Origin of the sequence: Massilia sp. IC2-278 (assembly GCF_020708045.1) — a bacterium.
GTDB lineage: Bacteria > Pseudomonadota > Gammaproteobacteria > Burkholderiales > Burkholderiaceae_D > Telluria.
This window is the reverse complement of the sequence record NZ_JAJFES010000002.1, coordinates 551,083-575,763: the sequence shown is the minus strand read 5'-3', so window position 1 is coordinate 575,763 and position 24,681 is coordinate 551,083. Positions and strand designations below refer to the sequence as shown.

Sequence of the window (24,681 nt, the reverse complement as noted above, 5' to 3'; positions counted from 1 at the left end):
CGCCGCGTTCATGCGCTGGCCTTTCTGAATCGGTGAGTGAATGTGGGGTCGTACAGCTTGGAGCGCACCAGGGTTTCCCAGTGCAGGGCGCCGAGCGTGGGGCTGGCGACGATCATGGCCTGGCTCGCCACGCCCGCCTCGCGGCAGCGCGCCTTGATGTCGGCCAGCGTGCCGCGCAGGATCTTCTGTTCGCCGGGCCAGCTGGCCTTGTGCACCACCAGCATCGGCGCATCTTCCGGCCAGCCGGCCGCGCGCAGGGCCGTCTCGACCTTGTGCAGCAGCGTGATCGACAGGAAGATGCAGATCGTCGTGCGGTGCGCGGCTAGGCTGGCCAGGTCTTCGCCCTCGGGCATCGGCGTGCGGCCCTCGACGCGCGTGAGGATCACGGTCTGCGTCACCTCGGGCAGGGTCATCGACTCGCCGGCTGCGGCCATCGAGGCCATTGCCGACGACACGCCAGGGACGACTGCCCATTCGATGCCGGCGTCCACCAGCGGACGCGCCATCTCGATCAGCGCGCCGTACAGGCCGGGGTCGCCGGTCTGCAGGCGCACCACGGTGGCGTGCTTTGCCGCCTGCTCGATCAGCCAGGCGGTCATCTCTTCCAGCGTCATGTCCTTCGAATCGCGGATCGTGCAGCCCTCCGGCGCCCACATGGTGGCGGCGCGGTCGACCAGCGAACCGGCGAACAGCACCGCGCCGGCCTGCGCCAGCAGCTTCTGGCCCTTGACCGTGATGAGTTCCGGGTCGCCCGGGCCGGCGCCGACGAACCAGATTTTGCCCAGGCTGTTTTCGGCCCGGGATGCCTGCGATGCTGCCGTCATGGTGTTGCTACTCCTGAGTGAAGGGTGGGCAGCGCGCGCAGTGCAGCGAGCACCGCATCGACGCTGCGCGGATAAGCGTCGCGGGCGAGGACGCCGCGTTCGGCCAGCAGCGCATGCAGCGCCAGCGCGCTCGGCGTGCGCTGGCCGGCGCTGCGCAGCGCGGCTTCATCCTGCGCCACCTGCTGCGCAGGGCCGGAGGCAATAGCGCGGCCGTCCGCCATCAAATGGATGCGGTCGGCCCAGCGGTAGGCGAAATCGACGTCGTGGGTGGACAGCAGCACGGTCACGCCACGCGCGGCCAGGCGGTCGAGCAGGGCTTCCAGCTCGCGCTGCATCGGCGCGTCGAGCCCGGCCATCGGTTCGTCGAGCAGCAGCACCTCGGGTTCCATCGCCAGCACGCCGGCGATGCAGACGCGCTTCTTCTGGCCAAAGCTCAGGTGGTGCACGGCGCGCCCGCCCTGCGCCTGCAAGCCGACCGCATCCAATGCGGATGCCACCCGCGCGCGCACGGTGGCGGCATCCAGGCCCAGGTTCAGCGGACCGAACGACACGTCTTCCTCGACCTGGGCCGAGAACAGCTGGCGGTCGGGATTCTGGAACACCAGGCCGACACGGCGCCGCAGCTCGGCCATGCCGGCGCGGCTGTAATCGAAAGGCTGGCCATTCCAGCGCAGCGTGCCGGCGCTCGGGCGCAGTAGGCCGTTCAGGTGCTGCAGCAGCGTGGTCTTGCCGGCGCCGTTCGCGCCGAGCAGCGCATGACGCAGGCCGCGTTCCAGCTCCAGGCTGCAGCCGCGCAGGCCGAAGCTGCCGCCGGCGCTGCCGTGTTCAAAAGCGTGATCGACCGCATCCAGCGAGAGCAGAGGTGTCACCACAGGCGGTCTCCCGCGGCCAAGGCCAGCAGCAGTGCGCCGGCCAGGGCGGCATGCAGGTTCTGGCGGCGCGCTTGCGGAAAGACGGCCGGCAGGAAGCGCAGTGTGCCCGCGTAACCGCGCGCATCGGCCGCCATCTGCAGGGCCGCGCTGCGCTGCCACACCTGCACCGCCAGCTGCCCGGCCAGCAGACCCATCGAACGCCAGGCATGGCGCCAGCCCCCGTAGCCGAGACGCGCGCGCTGGGCGCTGACGCCATCATTCCAGGCCTGGCGCAGCACGAACAGCATGCGGTAGCACAGCACCATCAAATCGAGCAGGAGTTCGGGCGTGCGCAGGCGGCGCAGCAGGGAAATCAAGTCTGGCAGCGGCGTGGTGAGGACAAAGCCGAGGAGCGCTGCCAGCACCGCCAGCGAACGCAAGGCCGTGCGCGCCACCAGCTCCAGCGGTGCGCCGTGCCAGCCCCAGTTGCCCTGCGCGTCAGGCCCGGCCAGCATCGCCAGGCAGGACAGCAGCAGGAAACCGAGCGGCGCCGCGACCAGGCCCAGGAAACTGCGCAGCGCGATGCGTGCGCCGAACAGCGCGGCCAGCGCCAGCAGCGCCGCCAGCAAAGCCAGCACGGCCGGGCTGTGCGCGAGCCAGGCTGCGCCGACGCCGGCCAGCGCGAACAGCGCCTTGGCCGACGGCGCCACCTGGCGCCAGCGGCTGGCGTAGGCCGCCGTTTCAATCAGCATGCGGTTCCGATTGCGTGGATTCGCGGCGCGCACGTTCGCGCGCCACCGACATGCCGAGCCAGTAGCCGATCACGCCGGCGCCAATCGCCGCCTGCAGCGCGAACAGCAGCGACGCAATCTCGCCGCTGGCCGGTTCGAACACCGGCTCGAACCACGGCGCATAGTCCGGCGCCACCGTGCCGATGGCCTGCTGTGCGCGCTCGTCGGCGCCGCCGAACATGGCGGGTGCCTCGGCGCCGGGTTCGGCTGGCGGCGCGCTGGCAAACCACAGCGGCAGCACGGTGAGCAGCACGATCGCCGCCCAGGTCATCCAGGTACGCGCCTTCATGCCTTCTTCCCCGCCAGCATCACCGGCAGCGCACGCAGCTCGTGCGCATTGAAGCGCGCCATGGCGTTCACCACCAGCACCGTCAACAAGCCTTCGCTGATGGCGATCGGCACCTGGGTCAGGCCGAAGATGCCGGCGAATTTAATGAACGAGGTGCTGAAGCCGCCCACCGCATCGGGGAAGGCCCAGGCCAGCTGGATCGAGGTGACGACGTAGGTGGCCAGGTCGCCCAGGCAGGCGGCCAGGAACACGGCCACCGAACGCGAGGCATTCAGGCCGGCAGCCAGGCGGAACACGCCGTAGGCGACGAAGGGGCCGACGATCGCCATCGAGAACACGTTGGCGCCGAGCGTGGTCAGGCCGCCGTGGGCCAGCAGCAGCGCCTGGAACAGCAGCACCACGAAGCCGACCGGCACCATCGCCGCAGGGCCGAACAGCAAGGCACCGAAGCCGACCCCGGTGGGGTGCGAGCAGCTGCCCGTCACCGACGGCAGTTTTAGGGCGGATAAGAGAAAGGCAAAGGCGGCGGCCACGCCCAGCAGCATGCGCCGCTCGGGATGCGCCTGCAGGCTGCGCTTGACGCTGTGCAGGCCAAAGGCCAGGAAAGGCAAGGAAGCGGCTGCCCAGCCGAGCGCGTGCGCCGGCGGCAAAAAGCCTTCCATGATGTGCATTCGAAACCTCCCGTCGAATGGTCGATAAATGCACCATGCGGGGAGATGAGCGGACGGACGACGAGGCTCGGGAATGGATACGCGAAACCGGTCGACATCGGCTTCCCGTCACCCCGGGGAATGATGCTGGCGATTCGGGCCGGTATTCTGGCTCGCCTTCATCCTTCCCCGTGCCTTCCCGCGCAAAGCGCAGTGGCGTGTGACGGAGTCGTCAGGCTTACAGCAGCGGGGGCTGCGCCGGAATGGCTGCTCAATTCATTGGCAGATTCACCGGCTTCCCGTTTAACGCTCTTTCGGAGGGAAAGAAGCGCACCCAAGCCGGCATGGTACACGGGAGGAAGGGATTGTGCTAGCTCAGCCGAAGGGCTTCACTGTCGTGTTTTTGCACGATATGCAAGAAAAACCATCGCTTGTAACGGCACGCTCCGGCCATGGTGTTAAGCAGCTTTGTCGGCAAGCAGGGGCATCACTGCATGCAAAACTCATATGATCTTTATCAAATCCTGACTCAATAACCGGGCAAATACGAGCCAGACGTCCACTATGAAGAGAGCATCCTGTTCTCCATGTCGGTGTAGGGATGCCACAAAGAGGAGCTCGACATGAATGATTCTCCAAAATCATTTTCCACAAGTGTCACAAACGACGAGACTGAATTGCCTGAGTTACTGACAGCCACCACGGCGGTATCCGAAGCACTAAAGAAAATTGCTTCGCATATGCTCTGGATTATTATCGGCATTCTCGCGCTTGTCGGCGCTGCCATGCTCATCATGAGTAGTGGCATTCACGTGGAACCGCCAATACTTCACCACGTGTTTCGGGATATTGGGATCGCCATTATCGTTGCCGCGATCATCACCGCCGTGTACGAAACCTATGCGCGCATTCGTTTCGAGCTGTTGCTCATGACTAGTTTTCTTGGGGCGGTCATCGCAGATTGGTCGCGCCAGGATATCTGGAACGCCTTGAAGTCCCAGATCATCGAAAAGCCCGTGGTGAGGGAAAACTTCCGCGTCGCGGTCCGCCTCGAGCATGACTCGCGTGTGGCGCAAGGGCAAATGGTGCTGAAAATGCAGGTATCCTACAACCTGCGGGGACTGCGGAGCCGGTCCACTACCACAAAGATCGAACACTTCCTGGACTGGCATTTCAAGATCAAGGACCAGAATCTACCGTGTTTCAGCAACGTTAAAGTAGGCGGCAAAAAATTCACTTCGACAGACCCCTGTTTTACCACAAAAGGGGAATTCATTTGCTCAGTTAACGTACCCGCGAAAGACCGCGGAGCGGTAAGTGTCAGCTCGTCGCGGGAGGAAGTCGTTTATTTCCCAGGAACGCACTGTTTTGTCCTGAACGAAATCACGAAGGGATTGGAAATTTGCCTGAATGATATTCCTGAAGACATTACCTTGTTCGTTACTGTCAGACCTCATCCAGACCTCAAGTACAGGGAATTGAAGCTTACTTCTGGAGAGGACCAAATCAAGGTCGACGATATTGTGTTGTTCCCTGGTCAAATTATCGAGCTGCTGTTCCAGCCGAAGCAACAGGATGTAGTTCAGCCTGACACGGTCGTATAAGACGATGTTTTACGGAATAAAAAAGCCCGCATTCTCGACAGAATGCGGGCTTTTTGCATGAACAAAATATTCTGAATCAGAACGGAATATCGTCGTCCATATCCGAGAAGTTCGGTGCCGGACGCTGTGGCTGCGGACGGGCTGCCGGTGCCGGAGGCGCCTGGCGTGGAGCTGGGCGCTGTGGCGCGTCGTAGCCGCCGCCGTCGTCCATGCCCATGTCGTTGCCGCCGCCCATGCCCGAGCGACCGCCCAGCATTTGCATGTTTTCGGCGACGATGTCGGTAGCGTAGCGTTCGATGCCGTCCTTGTCCGTGTACTTGCGGGTTTGCAGGCGGCCTTCGACGTAGACCGACGAACCCTTCTTCAGGTACTGGCCGACGATTTCAGCTAGGCGGCCGAAGAACGAAATACGGTGCCATTCGGTCAGCTCTTTCTGCTCGCCGGTGTTGCGGTCCTTCGACTTGAACGAGGTGGCGACCGCGATGTTCGCGATGGCGTCGCCGCTCGGCATGTAGCGGATTTCCGGATCGCGGCCGAGGTTGCCGACGATGATGACCTTGTTGACTGATGCCATGGTGTGACTCCTTCAGGATGTGTGAGCCCTGGCTCTGCTTGTTGACTAGGCGCCAGGGAACTGGGGTGATGCAGCTCGCTATTATGGGGCTGTTGCCGCCTGAGTTAAAGAGGATTTTTTGGGGTCCGACAAACCCGTTCGAGGTGTGCGCTCAGGCCCATGGTTGGCGCGGTGTGCTTGGACGCGTTATCAAAATTTTTTTTCGGATTCTGAACGGTTTGCCATTGAAGCGGCCTTGAAACGGCACATATGCATCCCAACCGGTCGCGTGCGTTAAGAAACACTTGCCAGTGCGATATGCCAGCTTGCCATCGCTGGTACACCACCACTGGATAAACGTACAGCCGCAGCGAAAAAGCGCTAAACTAGCAGATTCCCCCCGATTGGCCCGCCCACCGCGACAGTATCGTGCGCGGCCCGCACAAACTTATAGAAAGCCTGCCAAAAAACTAATGGAAGAAATTCGTATTCGTGGTGCCCGCACGCACAATCTGAAGAACATCAATCTCGACCTGCCGCGTAACAAGCTGATCGTCATTACCGGCCTGTCGGGCTCGGGCAAGTCCTCGCTCGCCTTCGACACCCTGTACGCCGAAGGCCAGCGCCGCTACGTCGAGTCGCTGTCGGCCTACGCGCGCCAGTTCCTGCAGTTGATGGAAAAACCGGACGTCGACCTGATCGAAGGCCTGTCGCCGGCAATTTCCATCGAGCAGAAGGCAACGTCGCACAATCCGCGTTCGACGGTGGGCACCGTGACCGAAATCCACGACTACCTGCGTCTGCTGTACGCACGCGTCGGCACGCCCTACTGCCCGCAGCACCCGCACGAGCCGCTCGCTGCCCAGACCGTGTCGCAGATGGTCGATGCCGTGCTGGCCATGCCGGAAGGCACCAAGCTGATGATCTTGGCGCCGGTCGTGGCTGGCCGCAAGGGTGAGCACGGCGATCTGTTCGCATCCATGCAGGCCCAGGGTTTCGTGCGCTTCCGTATCCAGAGCGGCGTGAATCCGGCCAAGATCTACGAGATCGACGAGCTGCCGAAGCTGAAAAAGACCGAAAAGCACTCGATCGACGTCGTCATCGACCGCGTGAAGGTGAACGCCGAGATCAAGCAACGTGTGGCCGAGAGCTTCGAGACGGCATTGCGCCTCGCCGATGGCCGCGCGGTTGCTTACGAAATGGACACCGAGAAAGAAACGGTGTTCTCGAACAAGTTCGCCTGTAACGTCTGCGGTTACTCGCTGCAGGAACTCGAGCCGCGCCTGTTCTCGTTCAACAACCCGATGGGCGCCTGCTCTGAGTGCGACGGCCTGGGCCACATCGAGTTCTTCGATCCGAAGCGCATCGTTGCCTTCCCGAACCTGTCGCTGGCCTCCGGCGCCGTGAAGGGCTGGGACCGCCGCAACCAGTTCTACTTCCAGATGCTGTCGAACCTGGCGGCCTATTACGACTTCGACCTCGACACGCCGTTCGAAAAGCTGCCGAAGACCGCCCAGGAAGCCGTGATGTTCGGCTCGGGCAAGACCTCGATCCCGTTCACCTATGTGAACGAGCGCGGCCGTACCGTGATCCGCGAGCACACCTTCGAGGGCGTGGTGAACAACCTGCAGCGTCGCTACCGTGAAACCGATTCGATGGCGGTCAAGGAAGAGCTGGCGAAGTTCATCAACGAAAAGAAATGCCCGGTCTGCGAAGGCGCGCGCCTGCGTACCGAAGCCCGTTTCGTGAAGATCGGCCAGGGTGCCCAGCAGCGCGCAATCTATGAAGTGTCGGACCGTCCGCTGCGCGAAACGCTGGCCTATTTCGAGTCGCTGGAACTGACCGGCGCCAAGCGCGATATCGCCGAGCGCGTCATCAAGGAAATTACCGCACGCCTGAAGTTCCTGAACAACGTCGGCCTGGATTACCTGTCGCTGGACCGCAGCGCCGATACCCTGTCGGGCGGCGAAGCCCAGCGTATCCGCCTGGCCTCGCAGATCGGTTCCGGCCTGACGGGTGTCATGTATGTGCTGGATGAACCGTCGATCGGCCTGCACCAGCGCGACAACGACCGCCTGATCGCGACGCTGAAGCATTTGCGCGACATCGGCAACAGCGTGCTGGTGGTCGAACACGACGAGGACGCGATCCGTACCGCCGACTACATCGTCGACATGGGTCCGGGCGCCGGCGTGCATGGTGGTGTGGTCATTGCCGAGGGTACGTTGGACGAGATCATGGCCAACGAGCATTCGGTGACTGCGCAGTACCTGGACGGCCGCCGCAAGATCCACGTGCCGAAGAAGCGTACGCCGGCAAATGAAGAGCGCCAGCTGGTGATCACGAATGCGACCGGCAACAACCTCAAGAAACAGACCCTGACGCTGCCGGTCGGTTTGATGACTTGCGTGACGGGTGTCTCGGGTTCGGGTAAATCGACGCTGATCAACGACACGCTGTACCCGGCCCTGTCGCGCCACCTGTACGGCTCGCAGACCGAACCGGCGCCGCACGATGCGATCTTCGGCTTGGAGCATTTCGACAAGGTCATTTCCGTCGACCAGGCGCCGATCGGCCGTACCCCGCGTTCGAACCCGGCCACCTATACCGGCGTGTTTACCCCGATCCGCGACTTGTTCGCGACGGTGCCGACCGCCAAGGAACGTGGCTACAGCGCAGGCCGCTTCTCGTTCAACGTGAAGGGCGGCCGCTGCGAAGCCTGCCAGGGTGATGGCGTGATCAAGGTTGAGATGCACTTCCTGCCGGACGTGTACGTGCCTTGCGACGTCTGCCACGGCAAGCGCTACAACCGCGAGACGCTGGAAGTGCAGTACAAGGGCAAGAACATCACCGAAGTGCTGGAGATGACGGTCGAGGACGCGCACGAGTTCTTCAAGCCGGTGCCGGTAATTGCACGCAAGCTGCAGACCTTGCTGGACGTGGGCCTTGGCTACATCAAGCTGGGCCAGAGCGCGACCACGCTGTCGGGCGGCGAGGCGCAGCGCGTGAAGCTGTCGCTGGAACTGTCGAAGCGCGATACCGGGCGGACGCTGTACATCCTGGACGAGCCGACCACGGGCCTGCACTTTTCCGACATCGATTTGCTGCTGAAGGTGATCCACCGCCTGCGTGACCAGGGCAACACGCTCGCGATCATCGAGCACAACCTGGACGTGATCAAGACGGCGGACTGGATCGTCGACCTGGGGCCGGAAGGTGGCGCGGGCGGCGGTACGATCGTGGCGACGGGTACGCCGGAAGATGTGGCGGAGAATCCGAATAGTGTGACGGGCAAGTACCTGAAGCCGTTACTGGTGCAGTAAGCACCGGCGTTGGTTGCATGTGAAAAGGCAGAGCTGCAGCTCTGCCTTTTTTATTGGCGCCATGGCCGCTGGGTATGTGGTGGGTTCGAGAACCCACCCTACCGTTCGATGCGGCTTTTGTAGGGTGGGTTCTTGAACCCACCGGTTTTACCTTGACACGCTGACAAGACAAGCAGACATTGAACACACCTTCACTGTCGAGCACTCGTCATGACCGATCTCCTGCTTGCCATCCTCCACCACCTGATCGTCTTCGGCCTCGCCGCCGTGCTGGCCGCCGAACTGGCCCTGATGCGCTCGTCCACCATGTCGCCGTCAACCGTCAAACTGCTGGGCCGCTTCGACTTCTTCTACGGCATGCTAGCGATGGCCATCCTGGTCGTCGGTTTCATCCGCGTCTGGTACGGCGCCAAGGGCCCGGACTTCTACCTGCACAACCATGTTTTCTGGGCCAAGATCGCCGCGTTTGCGGTGGTCGGCCTCATCTCGATCAAGCCGACCATGCGCATCCTGGCCTGGCAAAAATCGCTGAAGGCCAACGCCGCTTTCGTGCCAACATTGCCGGAAATCGCCAAGCTGCGCCGCTGGCTGCTGATCGAACTCCACGTGTTCGCGCTGATCCCGATCTTTGCCGCGATGATGGCGCGCGGCGTCGGCTACGGCGCCGGCTGAGCGCGTAAGGCCTGCATCGCCGCGCGAATGAAATCGCGCATGCAGTCGTCCACCATGCCGCCCTGGCGCAGCGCGGGTTCGTTCTCGAGCGCCAGCCGGATCTTCTGCTGGGTCGCCGGATCGTCGCCGGCAAACGAACGGAACAGGTCGAACCACTGCACCGCCAGCGCCTTGGCCGTCGGCGAATCGGGCGCACAACCTTCGTCCATGGCCGTGCGTACGCGGGCAATCAGGGGCGGCCACTCGGCGTCGCGCCTGCCGAGGTTGGCGCGCACGAAGGCCAGCTCGTCGGCATCCAGGTAGCGCTCGTAGACGGCCAGCTGGTTTTCCTTCACCGCAGCCAGCACGAAGGCCATCACCTCGAGCGTGATGCCAGTGCGTTGCTGCACCTCCGGCTCCTGCTCGTGCATCGTGTTCAGCTTGGCGAACAGGACCGGGTTGGCGCCGGTGTCGCGGCCTAGCATCGTCATCCAGCGTGCGGCCAGTTCGCGTACCCGCGCGTCAAGCGGGCTGGCGCCGCCATCCATCAAGTGCCGCACCTCTTCCACCAGCGCCTTCCACTCGGCTTCGATCTGTTTGGATGGGATGTACAGCGGCAGTTGCTGCAGTTCTTCTTGCGAAAAATATTTCTCGTACATGGTCATGTGCTCCAGGGTGGTCAGCCAATCGGCCAGGTCCGGTTCCTGCCCTCCCGCCAGCTGTCCGCGCAGGCCTTGCAGGCGGCTGCGCAAGGTAGCTGCCTGGTCGATCTGTCCCGTGAGCATGGCGATCTGGCGATCGACCACGTCGATGAGCGGCAGGTCCGGTCCGGTGAGATAGGTGCCGATGTCGGCCAGGCTCATGCCGAAGCGGCGCAACGCCAGGATGCGGTGCAGGCGGGCGATATCGCGCTCGTTGTAGAGCCGGTAGCCGGCATCGGAACGCGCCGAAGGAGAAAGCAGCCCGATGTCGTCGTAGTGGTGCAGCGTGCGCACGGTCAGGCCGGTGCGTTTTGCCAGTTCTCCGATTTTCAGCATGGATTCTTCCTCAATCAACGTAGGCACAAGATGGAGCCTCACCTTGCGTGAGGGTCAAGCACTTCCTGGAACGCGTTAATATTAATACTTCAAGGAAATAAGGCTGGGAAGAATATGCGCGTACTCATCATGGGCAATTCGGGATCGGGCAAGTCCTACCGGGCGCAGGCGCTGGCGGCGCAGCATGATTTGGTGCACCTGGACCTGGACACCATCGTGTGGGAGACGGGGCAGATCGCCGTGCCGCGTGCGCCGGAACAGGTGCGGGCGGAGTTGCTGGTGTTTGTCGACGCCAACCAGAGCTGGGTGGCGGAAGGTTGCTATGGCGACCTGGTCGAGGCAGCATTGCCCTTTTGCTCGGAACTGGTGTTCATGAATCCGGGGCTGGAGGTGTGCCTGGAGAACAACCGCCGGCGTCCGTGGGAGCCGCACAAGTACGCATCGATGGAAGCCCAGCAGAGCAAGCTGGACTTCCTGTTGAAATGGGTTGCAGGCTATTACACGCGCGACGATGCGATGTCATACGCCACGCACCAGCGGATTTTCGATGGCTTCGGCGGCAACAAGACCGAAGTCACGACGCTCCGATAACGCTCGACACCTGGGCTGCGTTTGTGAGCGCAAAGCCCTCGTCCAGCCATCCGGTGACGCCACCGATCATGAGCTTGACCGGACGCCCCAGGTTCGCCAGGCGCAACGCCGCGCGATGGGCACCATTGCAATGCGGGCCGGCGCAATACACGACGAACAGGGTCGCGCCGGGATACTCCTGCAACTTGGCCTCGACGATTTTCCCTTGCGGCAGGTTGATTGCGCCCGGCACGTGGCCTTGCGCGTACAGCGCGGGACTGCGCACATCGAGCAGCACGAAATCGTGCTCGCCGCCGCGCATCGCCTCATGAACGTCGGCGCAGTCGGTTTCGTATTCGAAGGCCGCGCCGAAGTGGCGCGCTGCCTGGTCGCTGGGTGCCGCGGGGATTGCCGAGACTGCTGAAGCCATCGTGTTCTCCTGTGTAAAGTGAGCGACCAGTGTGCCAGCCGCGGCCAGCCACTGGCAGCCGTTGGCACGACAGAAACTGGTAACATCCCGACATGCCCCACCACGTTGCCATCCTTGCCTACGACCGGCTGTGCACCTTCGAATTCGGGTGCGCCATCGAGCTGTTTGCGCTGGAACGCCCCGAGCTGGAAGTGCCGTGGTACAGCTATGCGGTGTGTGCAGCCGAGCCCGGTCCGTTGCGGGCGGCGGGCGGCCTGGTGCTGCAGGTGCAGCACGGGCTGGAAGCGCTCGACCGGGCCGACACCATCGTCATTCCGGGCTGGCGCGGCGCCGACCACGTGCCGGGTGCCGAGCTGGTCGACGCCCTGCGCCGCGCCCATGCACGCGGCGCGCGCCTGTGCTCGATCTGCTCGGGTGCGTTCGTACTCGCCCATGCCGGCCTGCTCGACGGCAAGCGGGCCACCACGCACTGGCGCTACTTCGCCCAACTGGCGGCAGGCTTCCCCACGATCCGCATCGAGGCGGATGCCTTGTATGTCCAGGACGGCACGATCGTGACCTCGGCCGGTTCCGCCGCCGGGCTGGACATGCTGCTGCACCTGGTGCGTAGCGATTTCGGCGTAGCCATTGCCAATCAGGTTGCCCAGCGTCTGGTGCTGCCGGCCCACCGCGATGGCGACCAGGCCCAGCAGGTTGCGCGGCCGCTGCCATCGGTCGAGGGCGATCCGGTTGCACACACCATGGACTGGATCCGCGAAAACATGCGCGCCGCGCATACGCTGGCGTCGATGGCGCAGCAAGCGCGGATGGGCGTGCGCACTTTCCAGCGCCGCTTCAAGGACAGGACCGGGCTCAGCCCGCTCGATTGGCTGGTGCGCGAACGCGTGGCGCTGGCGGCGCAACTGCTGGAAACCCGGCCCGCGCTCGGCATCGAGGCCATCGCCGACCTGGCGGGGCTGGGTTCGGCGGAATCCCTGCGGCGCCATTTCCGCAGCCGCGGCATGGCGCCACCGGCGCGCTATCGCAGGCAGCACCAGCGCCAGGAGCCAACGACAACCGCATGAGGTGTAGGGTGGGTCGGTCCGCGTGCGGCTCGAACCACCATTCTGCCGCCGTGGACCAACCCGGATTGCGTACTGCCCGGCAGCTCGTAGGGTGGGTTCTCGAACCCACCATTCGCCCTCGGTGGACCAATGCGGACTTCCTGGCCAGGGATGATGGTGGGTTCAAGAACCCACCCTACGGATAGCGGCAACATTCCCAACGAAAAAAAGGGACAGGCAAGCGCCCGTCCCTTCTTCGTTGTCTGCGGCCGATTTACGTGAACCGGCCGTCTCTCCCCCACACTCGCGCGTTTGTCGTGCGCGCCTTAGCCCAGCTGCTTCTCCAGCTTGGCCTTGGCCGCCACCAGCTCTTGCGGCAGGTGGTAGGACAGCTTCTCGAACAGCTCGGTGTGCAGCTTCAGCTCTTCGCGCCAGGCGTCCTGGTCGATCGAGGTGATCTGCGTGAACTGTGCTTCGGTGAAGTCCAGGCCGTCCCAGTTCAGGTCGCCATAGTTCGGCGAGGTGCCGAACAGGTGCTCGCTGCCGCCGGCCTGGCCTTCGGTACGCTCCAGGATCCACTTCAGCACGCGCATGTTGTCGCCGTAGCCCGGCCACACGAAGTTGCCCGACTCGTCGGTACGGAACCAGTTGACGCAGAAGATCTTCGGCAGCGCGGCGCCGTTCTTCCCGGCGACTTTCTTGCCGAGATCGAGCCAGTGCTGGAAGTAGTCGCTCATGTTGTAGCCGATGAAAGGCAGCATCGCCAGCGGATCGCGACGCACCACGCCCATCTGGCCGGCAGCGGCGGCGGTGGTTTCCGAACCCATGGTCGCAGCCATGTACACGCCTTCGACCCAGTCGCGCGCTTCGGTGACGAGCGGCACGGTGGTCGAGCGGCGGCCGCCGAAGATGAAGGCAGAGATCGGCACGCCGGCCGGGTCGTCCCAGGCCGGATCGATCACCGGATTCTGGGTAGCGGCCACGGTGAAGCGTGCGTTCGGGTGGGCGGCCTTGGTGCCCGAGGCCGGGGTCCAGTCCTTGCCTTGCCAGTCGATCAGGTGCGCTGGCGCTTCTTTCGTCATGCCTTCCCACCACACGTCGCCGTCGTCGGTCAGCGCGACGTTGGTGAAGATCACGTTCTCGCGCAGCGAAGACATGCAGTTCGAGTTGGTCTTGTCATTGGTACCCGGGGCCACGCCGAAGTAGCCGGCTTCCGGGTTGATCGCGTACAGCTTGCCGTCCGCGCCCGGCTTGATCCAGGCGATGTCGTCGCCGATGGTGGTGACTTTCCAGCCGTTGAACGAGGTCGGCGGGATCAGCATGGCGAAGTTGGTCTTGCCGCAGGCCGAAGGGAAAGCGGCGGCGACGTATTTCTTGTCGCCTTGCGGGGACTCGACGCCGAGGATCAGCATGTGTTCGGCCAGCCAGCCGGTGCCGCCCTGCTGGGCTTCCTGGTAGCCCATGTTCGAGGCGATGCGCAGCGCGAAGCATTTCTTGCCCAGCAGCGCGTTGCCGCCGTAGCCCGAGCCGAAGGACCAGATTTCGCGGGTGTCCGGGTAGTGGACGATGTACTTGGTGCTGTTGCACGGCCAGCGCACGTCCTGCTGGCCGGCGGACAGCGGCATGCCGACGCTGTGCACGCACGGCACGAACTCGCCATCGGCGCCCAGCACGTCGTACACGGCCTTGCCCATGCGCGTCATGATGCGCATGTTCACGGCAACATAAGGCGAGTCGGACAGCTCGACGCCAATGTGGGCGATCGGCGAACCCAGCGGGCCCATCGAGAACGGCACCACGTACATGGTGCGGCCGGCCATGCAGCCGTCGAACAGGCCGTTCAGCGTGGTGCGCATCTCGGCCGGGTCGGTCCAGTTGTTGGTCGGGCCGGCCTGCTCTTTCGTTGCCGAGCAGATGAAGGTGCGGTCTTCCACGCGCGCCACGTCCGACGGGTCGGAATGGGCCAGGTAGGAATTCGGACGCTTTTCCAGGTTCAGGCGGATCATCGTGCCGGCATCGACCATTTGTGCGCACAGGCGGTCGTACTCTTCTTCGGAACCGTCGCACCAGTAGATGGCGTCAGGCTTCGTCAGGGCGGCAATGTCTGCCACCCAATTGATGAGCTTTTGATGGTTGATGTAAGCTGGAACGTTCAGGGCGGCGACGCCGCTCATCACGGGCTGGTTCATGAGTACCTCCAATAAAGAATTCTGGTCATGTCCCGGCACGGCAGATCGTCGTGGGCCAGGGACAGCGCTTCGGAATCCCTTTGCTTGCATGGAAGCATGGCGTACGGCGGTCGTGTCGACAGCCTCGTTCGCGAGGCTGGGTGGAACGGTGCTGCTGGGCCTGTGTGATATACACAATCGTGCTGTCAAACCCTCAATATTCGGGCGATTGTACACCCCTGAAAATCATGCACAAGCTCTTCGGGGCTAAAAATGTAGGAAATATAGTTGACTAAAGTAGTGGGCTACTTTCGATTTTCCGGATCGTGTACTTCCTTTACGTGCTCATCAATAACTTCGTTCAACTTCGATGAAAATTGCCATTCTTGACGATTACCAGAACGCCGTGCCCGGTCTCGACTGTTACAAAATTTTGGACGGGCATGAGGTCAAAGTGTTCAATACATCGGCGCGCGGTGTGGGCCAGCTGGCGGTCCGGCTGGCGCGCTTCGACGCGCTGGTGCTGATCCGCGAACGCACGGTGTTTCCCGCCGCGCTGCTGAACCGGCTGCCGAACCTGAAGCTGATTTCGCAGACGGGTAAGGTCAGCGGGCATGTGGACGTGGCGGCGGCGACTGCACGCGGGATTGCGATTGCCGAGGGTGTCGGCTCGCCGCTGGCGCCGGCCGAGCTGACCTGGGCGCTGATCATGGCGGCCAGCCGCAAGATCGTTCCGTATGCGAACAACCTGCGGGAAGGCGCGTGGCAGACGGCGTCGGTCAATCCGCGGCTGAACGGCCTGGGGCGGGTGCTGCATGGGCGCACGCTGGGGCTCTGGAGTTACGGCAAGATCGGCAAGCTGGTGGCGGGGTATGGCAAGGCCTTCGGCATGAACGTGGTGGTGTGGGGGAGCGAGGCCAGCCGGGCGCAGGCGGTGGCGGATGGGTTCACGGCGGCGCCATCGCGCGCAGCCTTGTTTGCGGAGGCGGATGTGCTGAGCCTGCACCTGCGGCTGGCCGACGCTACGCGCGGCATCGTGACTGCCGGGGACCTGGCGCGGATGAAGCCGGATGCCTTGTTCGTGAACACGAGCCGGGCGGAACTGGTGGCGGAAGGAGCGCTTGAGGAGGCTTTGCGGCGCGGGTGTCCGGGTGGGGCGGCGGTGGATGTGTTTGCCAGTGAGCCGCTGGGGCCGGATGCGGCTTTGTTGAAGATACCGACAGTGCTGGCGACGCCGCACCTGGGGTATGTCGAGCAGGACAGTTACGAGATGTATTTCAGGACGGCGTTCGAGAATATCGTGCGCTTTGCGGCGGGCGAGCCGACGAATATCCTGAATCCGGCAGCGCTACAGACGTAACGTAATTTACGCGGCAACATCGACCGTAGGGTGGGCGCGGCCGGCGTAGGCACCCCGTGCCCACGCGGAACGATGCGCAGAGTTAGCGCAATTTCGAGCCGTGCAATCGAATAATCGAAACGTCTCGAATGATCATTTGGAAGCGCTGCTGGGTGGCGGGCTTCGCCTCTCTGATCAACGTTACCACTGTGCCGAGTTCCGCGTGGGCACGGGGTGCCCACCCTACGGCGTTCCGGGCCGTAACTGCGTCAACGCTCAACCCAACTCCGGCTCACCCGTCAGCTTGATCCGCCGCGCCGGCATCACATGCCTGCCGGTCCACAACCCCGCCCAGCCCGGCGGCCAGCCGATATCCGGCCCGGCATACGGTTTCACTCCGGCCCGCACCGGCACGATCGGCACCGGCGGCGCCTCGATCAATCCCCCACCGGCCGGACGCTCCATGTTCAGGCTGTACATGTACCCCGGCAGCAGCAAATCGCACACATCGGCGAACCACGCCGTGTGATCCTCGTCGCGCCCCAGCGCTTGCGCCAGGCCTTGCGGGTCGAATTTGGCCAGCGCATGGATCAATTCCTCGGTCGTGGCGCCGGGCGAATCGCCCCAGCCCATCACCGGATTGTTGTTGTACTCGGCGCCCGAGCCGTACCAGCCTTCGCGCCAGGAGCGCTGCATCCAGTTGCGCTGGCCGGTGAACAAATGCCAGCGCCAATGCAGGCCGGACGGCTTCGGCCAGGAATACAGGTACAGCTTCTGGTAGCCGGCCTGGTGCAGTTCGCGCACCACGGCCATCAGGCGCGCGTGCGGCATGCGGTCGGGCGGGGTGCGGCGGAACAGGATCGGCTCGCCGTCCGCGTGCTGCACTTCGTCGCTCGACAGATTCAGGTCTAGGGTGCGCGCTTCATTGCCGAAACGCGCGGAAATCCATCCGGTCAGCAGGTTGACGTGGGTGATCACGCCATACCCGCGATGACGGTGAAAAATAACGGTTCCTGGTGCAACGGCTTTCATGTTCTATCGTAGGCAAGTGCCTGGCAAAAAGAGGAGTCTACTCATCCGATCCGGCTGATTCTAGCGCAGTCACATATGGATACACTACGGTTTGCGGCTATCATTACCCACCTTTTTTCACTGCCTTTACAAACCGATATGACTTTGCGCCTCATCGCCACCGGCGGCACCTTCGACAAACATTACAACGAACTGAACGGTGTGCTCGGCTTTGCCGATAGTCACCTGCCGGCAGTCATCGCCCGTGCCCGCATGACCATTCCGGTCGAGCTCGAAGTGCTGCCCCTGCTCGATTCGCTCGACATGGGAGACGAAGACCGCGCCCGCGTGCTGGCTTCGTGCCAGGCGGCTTCCGAGAAAGCCATCGTCATCGTCCACGGCACCGACACCATGCGCGAAACCGCAGGCGTGCTTGGCGCTGTCCCGCTCGGCAAGACCATCGTGTTGACCGGCGCCATGATTCCCTACGAAATCGCGAACTCCGACGCCCTCTTCAACCTCGGCTTTGCCTGCGCCGCGGCGCAAACCCTGCCGGCCGGCGTCTACGTGGCGATGAATGGCCAGGTGTTTGCCTGGGACAACGTCACGAAAAACCGCGCCGCCGGCGTGTTCCAGCCGCTGTAACCGGCCTGCATTTCCGGGAGGCAGCCGGGCGCTGCCCCTCGGAGGAACTTCCTATACTTTTCTCTCAACGTGTCCAGAGAGGAGAGTTTCCCATGTCAGATCGTCCCATCCTGACCACGCGCCAGGGCCATCCTGTGCGCGACAACCAGTCGCTGCGCTCCGTCGGCGAACGCGGTCCGGCAACGCTCGAGAACTACCAGTTCATCGAAAAGATCACCCACTTCGACCGCGAACGCATCCCCGAACGCGTGGTGCATGCGCGCGGTACTGGCGCCCATGGCTATTTCGAGGCCTACGGCAAGATCGGTGACGAGCCGGCCTCCAAATACACCCGCGCCAAGGTGCTGACCGAGGTCGGCGTGCAGACCCCGACTTTCGTTCGCTTCTCGACCGTGATCGGCGGCAAGGAGTCGCCGGAAACGGCACGCGACCCGCGCGGCTTTGCCGTGAAACTGAAAACCGTCGAGGGCAACTGGGACCTGGTCGGCAACAACCTGAAGGTCTTCTTCATCCGCGACGCGATCAAGTTCCCGGACATGATCCACGCCTTCAAGCCGGACCCGGTGACCAACCAGCAGGAACCGTGGCGCTTCTATGATTTCATCGCGAACCACCCGGAATCGCTGCACATGGTTACCTGGGTCAAGAGTCCATGGGGCATCCCTGCCAACTACCGCGAAATGGAAGGTTCCGGCGTCAACACGTACAAGTTGATCAACGACGAAGGCGTGGCCCACCTGGTGCGCTTCCACTGGCAACCGCGCCAGGGCGTGCGCAACCTCACCACGCAACAGGCGTCCGAAATCCAGGCCCACGACACCAGCCACGCCACGCGCGACCTCTACCAGGCCATCGAGCGCGGCGACTATCCGGAATGGGAATTCTGTATCCAGATCATGGCCGACGGCGAGCATCCCGAGCTCGACTTCGACCCGCTGGACGACACCAAGCGCTGGCCGGAAGACCAGTTCCCGCTGCTGCCGGCGGGCCGCATGGTGCTCGATAAAAACCCGGACAACGTCTTCGCAGAAACCGAGCAGTCGGCTTTCGGCACCGGCGTGCTGGTCGACGGCATCGATTTTTCGGACGACAAGATGCTGCAGGGCCGTACCCTGTCCTACTCGGACACCCAGCGCTACCGCGTCGGGCCCAACTACCTGCAATTGCCGATCAACGCACCGCAGGAACGTGCGCGTGCGAAAACCAACCAGCGCGACGGCCAGATGGCGTACTACGTCGACGATGGCGGCGAGAGCAAGCACATCAACTACGAGCCGAGCCTGATGGGCGGGCTGCAGGAAGCGCCGCAACCGCAGCGCGACTACCATCAATACGTGGAAGGCCACCTCGGCCGTTACCAGACCACCTCGACCGCAGCCGACTACAAGCAGGCTGGAGACCGCTACCGCACCTTCGAGGACTGGGAGCGCGACGACCTGGTCAACAACGTCGGCGGCGACCTGAAGCAGTGCCCGGAAGTGATCCAGCTGCGCATGGTGTGGCACCTGTGGCATTGCGACGAGGATTACGGGCGCCGCGTGGCGGAGATTGCCGGCATCGACCTGGAAAAGGCCAAGGCGCTGCCGCCGCTGCCGGGCAAGCCGGCGCCGCATGAGGATCGCCAGGGTGCGACCTATACCGACGGCAAGACTGAGGAGCCGGCGACCAGCGAGGAAGTGGCGGCCAAGTAAGCGTCTCCGCTAGAAAACAAAACGGCCCGGTTTCCCGGGCCGTTTTTTCATGCCGCCATCACGCGGATGGCTGGCAAGTTCAGCGCGTTACCAGGTAGTAGCGAATGCCCGAGGCGTTCTGCTGGTCGCTACCGGTCTGCACCAGGGTGACGTGGTTGTCGTTGGCGCTGTGGAAGATATTGATGCCATAACTCTGCTGGCCGTTTACCAGCGGCAGCGCGATGCTCGTATCGGGCAGGAACAGGGCGCCCGTGAAGCGCTGGTAGCTTGCCTGGTAGGTCACGGTGCCGTTGAACGAATAGCTGCCCTGTGGCGAATAGCTGTTCGACAGGACGAGCGCTTCGTCCGCCGCCGCCGAATGGCTCATCGACAGCAAGGGACCGTTCATCGACAGGCGGCCGGCATACTGCAGCGTGTCGGTGCGGAAGAAGGTGCCGCTCGATGTGAACAGCAGGTCTTCGTTCCCGCTCAGGTAGAACGGCAGGTTCATCGCATAGTCGCCGTGATACGGCGAATCGCCGGTGCGCACCAAGGCGCCGGAAGCCGGATCGACGTCGAAATAACTGATGTCGGACGGCGACAGGCCATTCGACATGACGAAACCCTTGTTCTTGCTGGCCGCATACACACCGCGCATGGTGCCGTAGTAGGAACCGCCGTAATAATTACCGCTATTACTCACGTCGGCGCCGGTACGGCCATTCAGGATCCAAACCGAACGGTCGACCCATTGGCCACCCGACTGTCCCACCAGGTAGATCAAGCCGGCATTGGTCGGGAAGGCATCGGTTTGCGAACCGCCGGTCAGCGAGGAACGGACCAGCGTGGCCGAAGCAATATCGACCAGGCTAACGATGCCTTCATGCAGCACCGCTGCCAGCTTGCCGTCGGCGCTCAGGTTGAACGATTTCACGCCGAGCGGCAGCGGCACCGTGCGCGTGGCGCCGTTGAACGGATCGACGATGTACAGCGCATTCGGATTGGTGGCGATCGCCACGAACTGGTCGAGGCCGCGGCTGTAGCGCACTTGCAATGGCGCGAAGGACAGCGGCACGTTGCTGGTCACGCTGGACAGCGCCTTGATCGTCATGTAGGTCACGCTGGCATTCTTGCCGTCGCTGACGGTCAGCGACGCGACATAGGTGCCGGCCGTGTCCGGCGTGAACGCCAGCTGCACCGCATTCGGCGCCGCGATCGTGGCAACCGAACCGGCCGGACGCGCGTCGATCGCCCAGCTGTAGCTGAGCGCATCGCCATCGGTGTCGTAGCTGAACGAAGCCGAGGCGCCGACGGCATTGCCGGCCAACACCGACAGCCGGCTCTTGTCGATCACCGCGGTCGGTGCGGTATTCCCGCTGTTGATGCTCAGCAGCCTTTCGGACCAGGCGCCGGCCGTGTCGGTCACGCGCAGGCGCACCTGGTAGCTGCCCTCCACGTCGGTGGTCAGCTGCACGGTGGCGCCGCTATTCGACGACAGGGTCGCCGTGCTGTTGGCAGGCTTGTCGGCGAAGCTCCAGGCATAGGTCAGCGTGTCGCCGTCGGCGTCGGTGCTGGACGTGCCGCGCAGGGTCAACGTCGTACCGACCGGCAGGCGCACGGCCGGGCCGGTTGGCAGCGCCTGCGGCGTGGCGTTGCTGCCGATTACGGCTTGCGGCGGACGGTTGCGTACCGATACCGTGGTCTGGTAGCTGCTCGATGCGCCGCTCGGATTGGTCGCGACCAGGCGCACGACATAGTCACCCATCAGGTCGGGCGTGAACTGGCTGAAGGCGCCGTTCACTACACTCAGCGCAGCCGTGCTGCCTGCCGGACGCGACACCAGGCTCCAGGCATGGGTCAAGGCGCCACCATCGGGATCGCGGCTGCCTTCCCCGCTGAGCGCAACCAGGTAACCGATCGAGGCCTGCACGGTGTTCTGGCCCGAATCGCCGGTCACGTTCGTCACGGTGCTGATAATCACGGTCTGCGGAGCATCACCCAATGCCTCGATCGGATAGACCGTTTCGCTGTAGGCGCCGGAAGGATCGGCGGCGCGCGCACGGATTTTATAGGCGCCGACCGCGTCGGCCACGAAGCGCGCGGTCTTGCCGACGATGGTCAGGCTGGTGCGGCTGGCGGCCGGGCGTTCGATCAGGTCGAAGGTGGTGGTGACGGGATCGCCGTCGGCGTCCAGGCTGGCGCTGGCATCGACCAGGATGACGGCGCCGAGGGTAACGCTTTTCGTCGCCAGGGTGGTCGGCACGGCGCTGTAGCTCACGCTCATCGACAGGGTCGTGACCGGCGCATTCGTGTTCGCCAGGATCGTCACCTGCTTGTCGGCGTAGGCGCCGCGGCTGTCGGTCACGCGCACGCTGGCCACGTAGGTGCCGGCGATGTCGGCCTTGAAGGCAGCCTGGGCGGCCGTGCCCGGCAGCACGAGTGTACTGCCTGCCGGTTTCGACACCAGGGTCCAGGCATAGCTCAGCTTATCCCCGTCGGGGTCGGTGCTGGCGCCTGCGTCGAGCGTGACGCTGCTGTTGGTGAAGGTGGAAATGTCGGCACTGCCCGCACCGGCGCCGACCGTCCCGGACATGGCAATGGCCGGCACCGGCGCCTTGTTGGCAACCGGCGGCGTCACGGCGACCGGCGTGTCGCCACCGCCGCCACCGCCGCCGCAGCCGGCAAGCAGGCCCAGCAGCAGCAAGGCGGCACCCGCGCGAATGCCCCATGCGCGTCCTGTTTCTTTTTTCATCAGATCATCCCAATAATAATTTTATTATTGAAATTATATCTGTAAATATTTTTAAAAAGAAATAAAAAGCCCGGCAGCTGTTCGCTACCGGGCTGGTCGCAGAGGCGCATGAACACGCCAGCGTTGGAATCAGGCCTTGGCTTCGCCGCCCAGCGCCTCGACCACGTCGGCCAGCATCTTCGACAGCTCACCCGTCATCAGCACGATGTCGTTGTCGAAACGCTCGTCGTCGCTGTAGGTGACGGTTTCGCCTTCCTTGATCACGTCCAGCGGCTTGACGCCCTTGATCGCCAGGGTTTCGGTCAGCACGAAGGACACGCGGCTGTTCCAGGTCATCGCCAGGCGGGTGCACTGCTTGCCCGAGGCGATGTGGCGGCGGATGTCTTCCGGGTCCAGCGAGTGCTTCACATAACGCACGGCGGCGCGGCTTTCGCCGGTGGCGCGCAGTTCGGTGTCCTGGTCGATCGTGAAGTTGTACGGCGCTTCGTCCGATTCCAGCCAGCCGGTCATCACGGCCACCGGCGAGCGCTGCACGCGCAAGGACTCCAGCGGCATGCGGTCGACGGCTTTCAGCAGCAGCTTGATGACTTCGTCGGCCTTGGCCGGGCTGGCGGCATCGATCACGAGCCAGCCGTTGACCGGGTCGATCCAGGTCCAGGTGTTGCTGCGGATGGTGAATGCGCGCGGCAGCAGTTCGTCGGCGACGCGTTCCTTGAGTTCCTTCATCGCCTTTTTACCAGGCGGGAAACCTTGCTGCTCTTCCAGTTCGGCCGCCTTGGCCTTGGCCACCTGGTTGATGACCGAGCTCGGCAGCAGTTTCTTTTCCGTGCCCAGCATCATCAGCATCTGCTTGTTGACCACGTGGACCAGCTTGCCGTTCGGGCGCGGTGCATCCCAGCCCTGGCGCAGCAATTCGTTGCTGCTAGCCGGCGTAAAGGCCTGCGACTGCAGCGCCTCTTCCATTTTTTCAGGCGCGAAATCCCAGTTGGTGGGCAGGCGGTAAATCTGAAGATTCTTGAACCACATAGTTGCTTTCTGTTGTCTCAGTATTTCAGGGGAACGACATTCTACACGCTGAAGCCGGCCTATTTTCGGCTGGCAACAGACGGTTTTTCAATGTGTTGCATGTTCGTCAAACAGGCTCAGCTGCTCGACATTTTCTGTGTCGCCCAGGCGTACACCCACGCCCAGCAGGCGCACCTGGCGGCTGGCGCGGGCCCAGCCGATTTCCATCAGCCGGGCAAAGGTCGGCAGGTGTGGCGTATAGCCGACACACTCCACCGTGGTCTGCTGGAAGTCCGAAAACTTGATCTTCACGAATAGCTTGTTGATGAATTTTTCGGCAGCGTTGCGCTTGATACGGCCCAGCAGGTGTTCGTGCAGGTCGGGTAATAACGCCAGGCAGCCCGCCAGGTCCGGGATGTCGGGCGTGTAGGTTTCCTCGGTGCTGATCGACTTGCGCTCGCGCTCCGGACTGACCTCGCGGTGGTCGATGCCGCGCGACAGATCGTGCAGGCGCGCACCGAAGCTGCCGAAGTGTTCCTGCAGCTTTTGCAGGCTCCAGGTGCGCAAATCGGCGCAGGTCTGCAGGCCCAGGTTGTTCATCTTGGCGGCGGTGACCTTGCCGACGCCGTGCAGCTTTTTCACCGGCAGCGCGGCCACGAAAGCATCCACCTCTTCCGGACGCACCAGGAACAGGCCGTCGGGCTTGTTCCAGTCGCTGGCGATCTTCGCCACGAACTTGTTCGGCGCCACGCCGGCCGAGGCCGTGATACCGACGGTCTCGAAGATGCGGCGCCGGATTTCCTGGGCGATCAGCGTCGCGCTGTTCTTGCAGTGCGGCGAATTGGTCACGTCCAGGTAGGCTTCGTCCAGCGACAGCGGTTCGACCAGGTCCGTGTAGTCGCGGTAGATGTCCATGATCTGGGTTGATGCGACCCGGTACTTCTCCATTGCCGGCGGAATGATCACGAGGTCCGGGCACAGCTTGACCGCCTGGGCCGTGGCCATGGCCGAGTGGATGCCATAGCGCCGCGCCTCGTAGTTGCAGGTCGCCACCACCCCGCGCTGGTCCTGGCGCCCACCGACGGCCAGCGGCCGGCCGCGCAAGGACGGATCGTCGCGCATCTCGACCGACGCGTAGAAGCAGTCGCAGTCGCAATGGATGATTTTACGTGCGGGGGCGTTCACTCGGGCGGCGGCGGGGGCCGACTACTGTCATTCCATACAGTATCTCGTCAAATGGGGATTGGCGCAAGGGCAGCGTTGGCGCTATCGATGGCTGGGGCGTTGGCTGATCCGTAGGGTGGGCACCCCGTGCCCACGCGGAACGTGGCGCTGTGTTGACGTTGGTGCTGGACGCGCACGATGACGATTGTTGACGTCTCTCAGAGAGCAGCCGCTAACAACTGTCTTCTGGATACGCATCGGCATGCGTCTGTCAGCAAAGCCAGCATCGCCGCCGATGACGCGCCGTTCCG

Annotated in this window: 21 protein-coding genes and 1 riboswitch; of the genes, 8 read left to right on the top strand and 13 right to left on the bottom strand. The window is 63.4% G+C overall.

Features of this window, described 5'->3' with window-relative positions:
* Positions 1–8: 8 nt before the first annotated feature.
* Genes cobM through LK540_RS07475 form a run of 5 tightly spaced genes read right to left on the bottom strand, consistent with a single transcriptional unit; the run spans position 9 to position 3,426 of the window.
* The gene (gene cobM, locus LK540_RS07495) at positions 9–824 is read right to left on the bottom strand and encodes a precorrin-4 C(11)-methyltransferase (RefSeq protein ID WP_229436512.1); all 816 of its coding nucleotides are present in this window, start codon (positions 822–824) and stop codon (positions 9–11) included.
* Positions 821–1,693, bottom strand: a complete 873-nt coding sequence (locus tag LK540_RS07490; RefSeq protein ID WP_229436511.1) for an ABC transporter ATP-binding protein — start codon at positions 1,691–1,693, stop codon at positions 821–823. The genes cobM and LK540_RS07490 overlap by 4 nt, the downstream gene beginning before the upstream one ends.
* Positions 1,690–2,427: a cobalt ECF transporter T component CbiQ gene (gene cbiQ, locus LK540_RS07485; protein ID WP_229436510.1), complete on the bottom strand. Its 738-nt coding sequence runs from the start codon at positions 2,425–2,427 to the stop codon at positions 1,690–1,692. The genes LK540_RS07490 and cbiQ overlap by 4 nt, the downstream gene beginning before the upstream one ends.
* Positions 2,417–2,755, bottom strand: a complete 339-nt coding sequence (locus tag LK540_RS07480) for an energy-coupling factor ABC transporter substrate-binding protein (protein ID WP_229436509.1) — start codon at positions 2,753–2,755, stop codon at positions 2,417–2,419. The genes cbiQ and LK540_RS07480 overlap by 11 nt, the downstream gene beginning before the upstream one ends.
* Entirely contained in the window at positions 2,752–3,426 is a 675-nt protein-coding gene (locus tag LK540_RS07475; RefSeq protein ID WP_229436508.1) for an energy-coupling factor ABC transporter permease, read from the bottom strand. The genes LK540_RS07480 and LK540_RS07475 overlap by 4 nt, the downstream gene beginning before the upstream one ends.
* A 119-nt stretch (positions 3,427–3,545) precedes the next feature.
* Positions 3,546–3,758, bottom strand: a riboswitch (cobalamin riboswitch).
* A gap of 270 nt (positions 3,759–4,028) precedes the next feature.
* On the opposite strand from LK540_RS07475, the gene LK540_RS07470 reads away from it, so the two are divergent.
* Positions 4,029–5,009: a hypothetical protein gene (locus LK540_RS07470; protein ID WP_229436507.1), complete on the top strand. Its 981-nt coding sequence runs from the start codon at positions 4,029–4,031 to the stop codon at positions 5,007–5,009.
* Positions 5,010–5,085: 76 nt separating this feature from the next.
* Here the strand turns inward: LK540_RS07470 and ssb are convergent, their stop codons facing one another.
* A complete protein-coding gene (gene ssb / locus LK540_RS07465; RefSeq protein WP_229436506.1) occupies positions 5,086–5,583 on the bottom strand; it encodes a single-stranded DNA-binding protein in 498 nt (165 codons plus the stop codon).
* A gap of 452 nt (positions 5,584–6,035) precedes the next feature.
* On the opposite strand from ssb, the gene uvrA reads away from it, so the two are divergent.
* Together uvrA and LK540_RS07455 are read left to right on the top strand one after the other, a co-directional pair.
* Complete coding sequence (gene uvrA / locus LK540_RS07460) at positions 6,036–8,885, top strand: excinuclease ABC subunit UvrA (protein WP_229436505.1); 2,850 nt, start codon at positions 6,036–6,038, stop codon at positions 8,883–8,885.
* Positions 8,886–9,095: 210 nt separating this feature from the next.
* The gene (locus LK540_RS07455; protein WP_229436504.1) at positions 9,096–9,557 is read left to right on the top strand and encodes a DUF2214 family protein; all 462 of its coding nucleotides are present in this window, start codon (positions 9,096–9,098) and stop codon (positions 9,555–9,557) included.
* Here LK540_RS07455 and LK540_RS07450 read toward each other — a convergent pair.
* Positions 9,542–10,573, bottom strand: coding sequence for a MerR family transcriptional regulator (locus LK540_RS07450; RefSeq protein WP_229436503.1), 1,032 nt, complete (start codon positions 10,571–10,573; stop codon positions 9,542–9,544). The two genes, LK540_RS07455 and LK540_RS07450, sit on opposite strands and share 16 nt — an antisense overlap.
* Before the next feature lie 114 nt (positions 10,574–10,687).
* On the opposite strand from LK540_RS07450, the gene LK540_RS07445 reads away from it, so the two are divergent.
* Complete coding sequence (locus LK540_RS07445; protein WP_229436502.1) at positions 10,688–11,164, top strand: hypothetical protein; 477 nt, start codon at positions 10,688–10,690, stop codon at positions 11,162–11,164.
* On the opposite strand, the gene LK540_RS07440 is transcribed toward LK540_RS07445, so the two are convergent.
* Positions 11,148–11,573: a rhodanese-like domain-containing protein gene (locus LK540_RS07440; protein WP_229436501.1), complete on the bottom strand. Its 426-nt coding sequence runs from the start codon at positions 11,571–11,573 to the stop codon at positions 11,148–11,150. The genes LK540_RS07445 and LK540_RS07440 overlap by 17 nt on opposite strands.
* Before the next feature lie 92 nt (positions 11,574–11,665).
* Between LK540_RS07440 and ftrA the strand changes: the two genes are divergently transcribed.
* Entirely contained in the window at positions 11,666–12,637 is a 972-nt protein-coding gene (gene ftrA, locus LK540_RS07435; RefSeq protein WP_229436500.1) for a transcriptional regulator FtrA, read from the top strand.
* Between the two features lie 305 nt (positions 12,638–12,942).
* Here the strand turns inward: ftrA and LK540_RS07430 are convergent, their stop codons facing one another.
* Positions 12,943–14,805, bottom strand: coding sequence for a phosphoenolpyruvate carboxykinase (GTP) (locus tag LK540_RS07430; protein WP_229436498.1), 1,863 nt, complete (start codon positions 14,803–14,805; stop codon positions 12,943–12,945).
* 349 nt (positions 14,806–15,154) lie between these two features.
* On the opposite strand from LK540_RS07430, the gene LK540_RS07425 reads away from it, so the two are divergent.
* Positions 15,155–16,144, top strand: a complete 990-nt coding sequence (locus tag LK540_RS07425) for a D-2-hydroxyacid dehydrogenase family protein (protein WP_229436496.1) — start codon at positions 15,155–15,157, stop codon at positions 16,142–16,144.
* Between the two features lie 255 nt (positions 16,145–16,399).
* Here LK540_RS07425 and LK540_RS07420 read toward each other — a convergent pair whose 3' ends face one another.
* On the bottom strand, positions 16,400–17,155 hold the full coding sequence (locus tag LK540_RS07420) for an L-asparaginase (protein ID WP_229436495.1): 756 nt from the start codon (positions 17,153–17,155) through the stop codon (positions 16,400–16,402).
* Between the two features lie 138 nt (positions 17,156–17,293).
* Between LK540_RS07420 and LK540_RS07415 the strand changes: the two genes are divergently transcribed.
* Both LK540_RS07415 and LK540_RS07410 read left to right on the top strand, forming a co-directional pair.
* Positions 17,294–17,779: an asparaginase domain-containing protein gene (locus tag LK540_RS07415; RefSeq protein WP_229436493.1), complete on the top strand. Its 486-nt coding sequence runs from the start codon at positions 17,294–17,296 to the stop codon at positions 17,777–17,779.
* A 92-nt stretch (positions 17,780–17,871) separates the two neighbouring features.
* The gene (locus LK540_RS07410) at positions 17,872–19,470 is read left to right on the top strand and encodes a catalase (protein WP_229436491.1); all 1,599 of its coding nucleotides are present in this window, start codon (positions 17,872–17,874) and stop codon (positions 19,468–19,470) included.
* A gap of 79 nt (positions 19,471–19,549) precedes the next feature.
* Here LK540_RS07410 and LK540_RS07405 read toward each other — a convergent pair whose 3' ends face one another.
* The 3 genes from LK540_RS07405 to dinB form a co-directional block, all read right to left on the bottom strand.
* A complete protein-coding gene (locus LK540_RS07405; protein ID WP_229436490.1) occupies positions 19,550–22,201 on the bottom strand; it encodes a PKD domain-containing protein in 2,652 nt (883 codons plus the stop codon).
* A 129-nt stretch (positions 22,202–22,330) separates the two neighbouring features.
* The gene (locus tag LK540_RS07400) at positions 22,331–23,227 is read right to left on the bottom strand and encodes a recombination-associated protein RdgC (RefSeq protein ID WP_229436489.1); all 897 of its coding nucleotides are present in this window, start codon (positions 23,225–23,227) and stop codon (positions 22,331–22,333) included.
* Positions 23,228–23,314: 87 nt separating this feature from the next.
* A complete protein-coding gene (dinB, locus tag LK540_RS07395) occupies positions 23,315–24,391 on the bottom strand; it encodes a DNA polymerase IV (protein ID WP_374041333.1) in 1,077 nt (358 codons plus the stop codon).
* Positions 24,392–24,681: the final 290 nt, after the last annotated feature.